This is a genomic window from Pedobacter sp. 01T416_2, assembly GCF_056398925.1.
Genome location: NZ_JBFTQI010001213.1, coordinates 1 through 1064 on the forward strand (window position 1 = coordinate 1; position 1064 = coordinate 1064).

General features: G+C 41.6%; 2 protein-coding genes. Both read left to right on the forward strand.

Annotated features, from left to right (window positions below; translation table 11 throughout):
- On the forward strand, positions 1–387 hold a 387-nt coding region (locus AC1DPQ_RS28635; RefSeq protein WP_477611696.1), incomplete at its 5' end, for a putative immunity protein.
- Between the two features lie 63 nt (positions 388–450).
- Positions 451–969 carry a DinB family protein gene (locus AC1DPQ_RS28640; RefSeq protein WP_477611697.1) on the forward strand — a complete coding sequence of 173 codons (519 nt, stop codon included), beginning with the start codon at positions 451–453 and terminating at the stop codon, positions 967–969.
- Positions 970–1064: the final 95 nt, after the last annotated feature.

Genomic DNA, 1064 nt, shown 5'->3' on the forward strand with positions numbered 1-1064 from the left:
GCCATTAAGTGTGCAAAAAATGTATTAACCTGTGTAACGGATGAAAATATAGATTTATCCATTATTGAAATCGGGTTTGAAATAAATAAACGCTGGCAAGCTGGAAAAGCAAGTGTTCACGAGGTTAGACAAGCTGGTTTCAAAATTCATGAGCTTGCCAGGGTATGTAGTACAGAGGTGACGAAAAATGCCATTCGAACAGCCGGTCAGGCGGTAGGTGTTGGGCACATGAGGGAGCATGCTATGGTATGCGCTGATTACGCAATTAAAACTATTGGCCTAGCCTTCCATAAAGATTTAAATCGGATTAAAGCCGAACGTATCTGGCAATTGGAAATATTAAAGAAGATAATAGCCAAGGAAGGAGAAGAGCCTCAAACCGAATAAAAATGTTTTAATTAAGGTAATGATTTCTTTAAATCGGATCTAAAATTTTAAAAATAAATATGAATGGCGCAACAATTAGAAGTTTGGCAAAGAGGGCCACTGCCCGAAATTATCCCGATGTTACAGCCTGTAACACATGCCTTATTACAAGCAAGAGAAGAGATTAATGAGTATATGGTCGACTTCCCAATCGAACTGCTTTGGCAACGCCCAGCCGGAATGGCATCTACAGGTTTTCATATTCAGCATTTAAGTGGGGTGCTCGATCGGGTATTTACTTATGCCAGGGCAGAACGTCTTTCTGAATTTMAGTTTGCCCAGTTGGCTGAAGAGGGTAAAGATTCGGCAGCGGGATATACCGTGGCAGATCTTGTTAACCGTTTCAACAAACAGGTAGATCTTGCATTAGCGCAGATCAAAAGTACAGACGCAACCACATTGCCCGATTATAGAGGCGTAGGTCGCGCAGGACTCCCTTCAACTGTTATCGGCTTGTTGTTCCATGCGGCAGAGCATACCATGCGCCATGTAGGGCAATTGATGGTTACCGTAGCGGTAGTGAAGAATTATAAACAAGTTTAAAACCACCACTGCCATAGGGTTGTCACTCCGACTGCTAAATTTGCTGCATGTTTAAAATAATTGACGGATTATCTCTTCCGGAAAATTATTTTATT